This window comes from Clostridium sp. DJ247 (genome assembly GCF_014231265.1).
In genome coordinates, this window is sequence record NZ_JABAIW010000019.1 from 69,663 (window position 1) to 78,164 (window position 8,502).

At 33.7% G+C, this 8,502-nt stretch carries 3 protein-coding genes; all 3 read left to right on the forward strand.

The annotated features are described in order from the left end of the window. The first annotated feature begins 1 nt into the window (after position 1). Complete coding sequence (locus tag HGI79_RS09610) at positions 2 to 7,198, forward strand: RHS repeat-associated core domain-containing protein (RefSeq protein ID WP_185650503.1); 7,197 nt, start codon at positions 2 to 4, stop codon at positions 7,196 to 7,198. Positions 7,199 to 7,214: 16 nt separating this feature from the next. Beyond that, a complete protein-coding gene (locus tag HGI79_RS09615; RefSeq protein WP_185650504.1) occupies positions 7,215 to 7,712 on the forward strand; it encodes an SMI1/KNR4 family protein in 498 nt (165 codons plus the stop codon). 512 nt (positions 7,713 to 8,224) lie between these two features. Beyond that, positions 8,225 to 8,502: RHS repeat domain-containing protein (locus HGI79_RS09620; RefSeq protein ID WP_241428179.1), on the forward strand; the 278-nt coding region annotated here is incomplete at its 3' end.

Consider the following 8,502-nt stretch of genomic DNA (forward strand, 5'->3'; position numbering starts at 1 on the left):
TGTGGAAGGTAATAATACTATAACCTATGGAAATATAAGCTTAGTATGTCCATATGAAATTCAAAGTATAATTGAATTAAAAATTATAAAAGAAGTAAATAATCATTCTAAACTGTATTTTACAGGAATAATTCCAGAAGAAAAAAGAGACGAATATATAAGCACAGCTACTTCAAAGGATAAAATAGAAGTAAATCTGCTATCTAACGGCAGTGTAGTAAGAGCTCTTTTTAAAGGACTTGTTTCAAATATAAAGGTTAAAGCTGTAAATAATATATATTATCTAGAAGTAGAAGGGATATCATGTACCTATGACTTAGATGTAAAGCTAAAGCGCAGGTCTTTTCAGAATAAGAATATGTCTTATACAGAACTGATAGAAAAAGTTCTTTCTAGTTATGCTGGAGCAGACTATATGAATCTAGCAGCAGAGGGGAAAAAACTTGGTAGGTTTGTACTGCAGTATAATGAAACGGACTGGCAGTTTTTAAAAAGAATAGCCTCCTATAATGGATATGTCATAGTGTCAGATGACGCAGCAGATAAACCTAGATTATGGTTCGGTACTCCAAAAGGAAGAGACGGAGTTATTTTAGAGGATTTTCATTACACTGTAAAGAGAAATTTATCCAGTTACATGAACACAACAGAAAACTATTGTGATAGCTTAGATGAAGATGATTTTACCTGTTATGAAGTTGAAAGTATTGAAGTTTTAAATTTAGGAGACAAGGTAAATTTAAAAGGAAAAGGTGTAATAGTAGCTAAGGCCACAGCAGTAATGAAAGAGGGTATTTTAAAATATGAATATATTTTAACTACCGAAAAGGGCATACGCCAAAATCCTATTAAGAATAACAGTATGATAGGAGCTGCCGTAGAAGGAAAGGTAATAGGCATATCAAAGGATACAGTAAAAATTCATCTTGAAATAGATGATAATCAAAGCAGTGAGGAGGCTTACTGGTTTCACTATTCCTCCTTTTATGCATCAGAAGGTGGAGATGGATGGTACTGTATGCCCCAAATGGGAGACCATGTAAAACTGTATTTTCCAAATGGCAATGAAGATGAAGCTACAGCTATAAGCTCTGTAAGAAAGGGTGGAGACAGCTGTGCAAAGACAGCAGACCCTAATATAAAATACATGGGAACAAGCAGTGGAAAAGAACTGATGCTTGGTGGAAATAATATAAATCTTACTGCTAAAGAAGGGGCAATATTTATAAAGCTCCATGAAGAAAATGGAGTGGAAATACATAGTGAAAAACCAATACTATTTACTTCTAAAAAAGATATGGCAGTAAATTCAGATAAAAAAATCACCATAAATGCCAAAGAAGCTGTGTATTTCATGTGTAGAGAAAGCAGTATAGTTATGGACGGAAAAACAGATTTAAGAGGTTCCACTGTTAAACTAGAAGGAACTATCAAATCTCCAGTTACAGTAGAGGAGGATCCAGAGGATATTGCAGATGCAGAGGCAGAAGCTAAGGCAGCAGCAGAAGCAGGAGCTGCAGCAGAATCAGAAGCAGTGGCAGCAGGAGGAAATCAAGAGAAAGAAGACACTAAAGGACTGCTTTTAGATGGACTTCAATTAGGACTTGATATTTTAGGGATGGTACCAGGCCCTGTTGGAATACTAGCCAATGTAGCCAATGCAGGGATATCCTTTGCAAGAGGAGATAAGGGCGGAGCATTACTGTCACTAGCCTGCTGTATACCATTTGCAGGACCAGCATTAAAAGGGTCAAAAATAGCAAAAGGAGCTGGCAAAGCAGTAAAAGTGGCTAGTAAAGTAGCAAAAATAGCCGGTAAAGCAGGGAAAACAGCTGTAAAAGCTGCAAAGATAGGGAATAAAGCCTCTAAAGCTATTAAAATAGCACATCTTGTTAAATATCCAGCAAAAGTAGCAAAAGCTGTAAAAGTTGTTAAAGTAGCTGGAAAAGTAGCAACAAAGGCACTAGCGGTAAAAAATACCTATGATGGACTTATGGGAGTGAAGGAAGTTTTAGGTAGAGTAAAAGGTGATATGCAGGCCTTAATAAAAGATCCACGGAACCTTAGGAATTGGTATAATGTAGCAGTTGATGCTACTGCTATAGTACCTCTTGTTCTTATGGGAAGAGGACATAAAAATAGAAGTAAATTAGGTGAACATACAGAAAATACAAAATCACATGAATCAAGAAGAAGTAGAGAGGAAGTTGCTAGTGCCAGAGAGGGAAATTCTAATACACCTAAACTAAGCCGCTCCACAGAGAGTAAAAAATTTAAAGTATCAGAAAATAATAAATACTGTATTCATGACCCTATTAATGCAGCAACAGGAAGCTTTGATATGGAATCAACAGACCTTGTTATGGAAGACAGGGGAATAGGCATAGACATAAAGAGGGTCTATGACTCAAGGGATACAAGTATAGGAGTTATGGGAAGAGGTTGGAGTTTTGTATATGAAAGTCACATAGAAAGAGAAAATAATAAAGATGAAGTTAGTTTAACATATCCAGATGGTCATGTAAAAACATTCAAAAAAATAGAAGGTAAGTGGAAAAATCAAGCTTCAGAAGATGAGTCAAATGTCCTTAAAGAAGATATGGAAACTGGAGGCTTTATCCTTAAAGTAAAAAATGAAAAGATATATAAATATAATAAGCAGGGTAAGCTTACATCAATAAGTGATAGAAATAGTAATACTGTAACAATAGCTTATGATGATAAGGGCAACATAAGTACTATAAAATCACCAGGAGGTAAGGTACTTTCTTTCAAATGTAATCTTGGTAAGATTGTAGAAATAGTAGACAATATAGGTAGAAGGGTAAGCTATAGGTATGAAGAGGATAACCTTATAGAAGTAGTTTTCCCGAATGAAGGAGTTTTAACTTACACATATAAAGATAATCTAATAACAGCTGTAACAGATCAAGACGGACATACCTATGTAAGGAATGAATATGACAAATCTGGCAGAGTAATAAAACAGTATGACCGTGAAGGTAATATAATAGACATAGAATATAATGAAAAGGATATGGAAAGTACTTTTATCAATCATGCTAGAGGTGTAGTGGAAAGGTACAGGTATAATCATCAAAATCTAGTCGTTGACAGAATATATAGTGATGGTACAACGGAAAGCTGTACCTATGACAAATATGAAAACAAGGATAGCGAAACAGACAGAAATGGTAATACAATTCGTCGTATTTATGACAGTATGGGATACCTGTTAGAGGAAATACAGCCAGATGGTTACAATGTAAAGAATCAATATGACAGCTCTGGTAATCTTATAAAAACAGAAACTTCTGGAGGAGGAGAAACTCTTTATACTTATGATAATAAAGGAAACCTCTTAGAAGAGCTTGTTAAAATACAAGATGAAAGATATGCAAGGACAACTTATACTTATGACATACATGGAAGAATGCTCACAAAGACAGATTCTGAAGGCAATACCACTACATTTAAGTATGGCGAAAACCATCTTGATAAAGCTACAATAGTAAAAGATCCAGAAGGTAACACATTTAGATATGGATATGATGAAGCAGGAAGAATGATTTCCATAACTACTTCCTATGGTACTGTGGAGTTTGGTTATAATGCCTTAAATAAAAAGACCCACATAATTGATGCAAAAGGCAATATAACAAGACTTATGTACGATAAAATGGGAAATCTGATAAAAAAGGTGCTGCCAAATGAATACAACTCAAGTAATGATAATGGTATAGGTTATGAGTATCGCTATGATGCTTTTGATAGACTAATACAAACTACAGACCCTATGCAGAATGTATTTGCTGTAAAATATGATATAGATGGAAACTTGTTAAAAGAAATAAACCCTAATTATTATGATAGAGCAATAAATGATGGGATAGGAATAGAGTATAAATATGATGAAGCTAACAAAAAAATAAGAACAATATACCCAACTGGTGGACAGGCAAGAATAAAATATGATGCAGCAGGAAATGTAATAAAAACCATAGACCCTGTAAACTATAACAGTGAAACAGATGATGGCTTAGGCAGAGAATATGAATATGATAATAGAAATAGACTTGTTATGATAAAAGATCCAGAAGGTAATGTAGAAAAGAAGTTTATTTATAATATAGAAGGAAATGTAGTAAAAGAAATAAATGCAAAGGGTTATTTTAGTGCGGATAATGATACACATCGTTATGGTACACTTTATAAATACAATACCGCAGGTTGGATGCTTGAAAAAAGAGTGCCTGTAGAAGAATCAGGAAGTATAAAATATAATGTAACTCTATATTCTTATGACAAAGCAGGAAGAAGAATAGAAGAAAAAATATCTCCAGAGTATGTGATTGAAAATAAATATCCCAAAGAGTGGAATACTATAACTTATACTTATGATAAAAACAGCAGAATAATAAAGATAACGGATACTACAGGAGCAGAAATACAGTATGCCTATGATTGCCTTGGAAATAGAATCTTAGAAAGATTAAGGATAAATGCTAATACTTATAAGGTAACTAGATATTACTATAACAGTGTAGGTTTGCTTGAAAAAGTAAGTGGAGAGATAAATGAGGGAGATTTAGCAGAAGAGACAAAAGGAAAAACAGCAGCTAAAACTTTATATGAGTATGATGGCAATGGAAATGTAACAAAGGTAATTACTCCAGAAGGCTATGAAAATATAGTACACTATGATGCTGCGGACAGGCTTGTGGAAATAATAAAGAGAGATCCAAAGGATGAGGACTCTGAAAGAAGTACTAAGTATGAGTATGATAGTGCAGGAAATCTTATAAAAGAAACAGACTGCAATGGCTATTCTATTATCTATGAGTATGATGCTATGAACAGGCAGACAAAAATTATAGATAAAGAAGGTGGAATAACAAGGCTATTCTATGATGCAGCAGGAAATATAATAAAGCATGTAACTCCAGAAAACTATAATGCAGCAAAAGATGGTGGGAAAGGTACAAGCTACAGCTATGACAGCATGAATCGTCTTGTGGAGGTAACCAATGCCCTTGGCGTAATTGTACAGAAAAACAAGTACAACGAGGCTGGAGAGCTAATAGAAAAACTAGATGCCTCAAAAACTGGTGTGGAGTATAGCTATGATATAGGTGGAAGAGTAAAGAACATAATAACCCCAGGAGCAAAACAAAAAGGTACAGTAAGTCAGCAGTATACCTATGATGCACTTGGAAATATAACAGGCATAAAAGATGGAGAAGGTAATGAAACTTCCTATAAACTAGACCTGTGGGGAAAAATAAGAGAAATACAAAAGGCCGATGGAAGTCGTGAGTGGTATGACTACGACTATGCAGGAAATGTAACAAGTACAGTAGATGGAAATGGGAATAAAACAGAGTACACCTACAACAGCTTAAATCTTTTGTCACAGATAAAAGATCCTGCAGGAGAAGTAATGACATATCAGTATGACAGGCAGGGAAGACTTTCAAGGCATATTGATAGAAATAAAAATATAATAGAGTATCTATATAATCAAGATGATAATATAGTAACAAAGAGAGATGCAGTTACAGGAACAGCAGAGGAATACAGGTATAACAAAGATGGAAGTTTAGCTGCAGGTATAAGTGGAGGTAAAGTTCATAATTACACTTATACTCCAAATATGAACTTAAAAACCAAGAGTATAAATGGTAAAGTTATTCTTGAATATGACTACAATAAAGACAGGAATATAAAAGCTTTAAAGGATATAACAGGTAGAAAAATAAGTTATAATTATGATATAATTGGAATGTTAAAAGAAGTATGGGATGGCAATAATAAGGCGGCAGCCTACACATACAACCCAGATAGTACCATAGCAGCTATAAAATATAGCAATGGTATAAACATACAATATAATCATGATGCAGACAAAAATATAGCTAGTATATTAGCAAAGACTAAAGAGGGTAAAGAGCTATTAAGCCATAAGTATTTCTATAATAACAATGGAAACCAAGTTAGAAAAGACGAAGGTGGAAATGTAACAAGCTACGCTTATGACTGCCTAAATAGACTGGAAAAAGTAATATACTCTAATGAAAGTATAGAAGTCTTCAACTATGACAGGGCAGGCAACCGTGTAAAGAGAAGTATAGATTCCATAGTAACAAATTACAGCTATGACGAAAGAAACAGACTAATAGCAGTAATCGAAGATGAAGACTTAACCAGCTATAAGTATGATCAACAAGGTAACCTTATATCAGAAAGAAACAAGCAAGGTGTTACAACATACACCTACGACTGCTTTAGCCGTACGACAGGGGTTCAAAAACAAGATGGTAGCTACATCAAGAATTTCTATGATGCAGAAGGATTAAGAAGTGAAATAGATGAAAATGGTGTAGTAAGTAAGTTTATATTTGATAGAGGTAGTGTAGTAACAGAGCTTGATGAAAAGGACAAATTAAAAGCAGCCAGTATACGAGGTATTGAATTAATATCGCAAAGAGACAGCAATGATAATAGCTACTACTATTTAAATAATTATCATGGTGATGTTGTTAATTTAGCTGATATAACAGGAGATATAGTAAACAACTACTCTTATGACGCATTTGGTAATACTTTAGAAGCCTATGAAAAAGTTCATAATAGGTTTAGATATTCAGGAGAGCAGTATGATCCAATAACTAGTCAGTACTATTTGAGGTCTAGGTTCTATAATTCTGTAGTAGGTAGATTTACACAGGAAGATGAGTATAGAGGAGATGGATTAAATCTTTATGCTTATGTAGGAAATAATCCTGTAAATTATGTTGATCCTAGTGGATACTCATGTGAGGGTAAAGGTAATTCTTTTGATAAAGGCGAAAGTCCTAAGGTGGCGGCTGAACCTAAAGAAGTAAAAAAATTAAATGAATGGCTAGCTGATGATAAGGAGTTATTAGATGAAGTTACTGAGTGGTATAATGAAAAACCAGAGTGGTGGGGAATAGACCCAGAAAATACAGATGTGTTTTATAGAACACCACAAGAAGTAAAAGAAATAAGAAAAAAAGCTGGAGAAAGTGGAGGACATCATCCACATGGATTAGCATTAGGTGGACCAGAAGGTCAAAAACTTACTCCAACAGGTGAAACAGCAAAAGTAAAGAATCCAACACATAGTCAGGTAACTGGTCTACAAAGACGTGTTATAAATAGGATAAAGAAAAAATAAAATAAGTGGAGGAATTATGAGTAAAAAATGTAGTGAATTTATCAGTTGGGCTAAGAATAATGGATGGAATATAACTGATAAGTGTGAACATCAATTAAAATTAGATAATAGTATATTATCTAGATATAAACAAATTCCTAATGATTATCTAGAATTTTTGAAAATGGTTAAACAGTGCATATCACCAAGTGAGAAAACATGGTTTATATGTGAGAATGAGTATAATAATGACTCAGATATTGCATTTAAATGGAATGAATTCGAATTGCTAAGCTTAGAAGCAGCAGAGCAGGATGAGGAATGGAAATCAGAAATAACTGGATGGTGGGAGAAACATTTACCAATAGTTATGTCAGTTGATGATGGATATTCATTCTATGCAATTGATTTAACTAATGATATAGGTGCTGTTGTACAAGGATATGAGCCTGAATTTGAAGAGGTAGAAAAAATAGCTAGCAATGTTGAAGAATTTTTCGAATTAATAATGTCCAATACAATAGAGATACAATAGAAAACACTGCATAAAAGTGTTATTTTACAAAATATGATAAAATCAATAAAATAGTTAACTTAGTAAACTGCATAATTAGAATTCTGCGGTGAGTGGGTAGTTCCATACTGGAAAACATACTCTATAAACTGCAAACAGCCACCAAAAGGAACTTCTAATACTGATTGCTATGGGAAACATAGGAGATTCAGTGAAAACTCCTTTTAGAGGCTAATTCAAGCTAACTGTAAAACTCCAATGGATGCTAGAATGTGTCTGTTGGAGTTTTCTTTCTGAGGTCTAATTTTGACACAATTTGTGCGTGTTTTGGGCACAGAAAATCTAGTACAATCAATAATTAAGACGTAAGGCCATAGTTTGAGGAGAATTCAGCTATAGAAAAATACTCAATAAATGTACTTTTAGATGATAATGAAACTGGCGGTTTTATTTTAAAAATAAAAAATAATGAAACTCACAGATATGATAAGTCAGGAAAGCTTATTTCTATAACTGATAGAAATAATAATAAGATGACCATAGATTACGATGATGAAGGAAATATAAAAACAATAACATCCCCAGGAGGAAAGAAACTTTCTTTCAAATGCAATTATGGAAAAGTAGTAGAAATAACAGATAATATAGGAAGAAAAGTAAGTTATGAATATGAAGGAGACAACCTTGCAAAAGTATTATACCCTAATGGCGGATTGCTAACCTATACCTATGAGAATGATTTAATTATTGCAATAACAGATCAAGATGGACATACCTATGTAAGAAATGAATACGATAAGCTGGAAAGAGT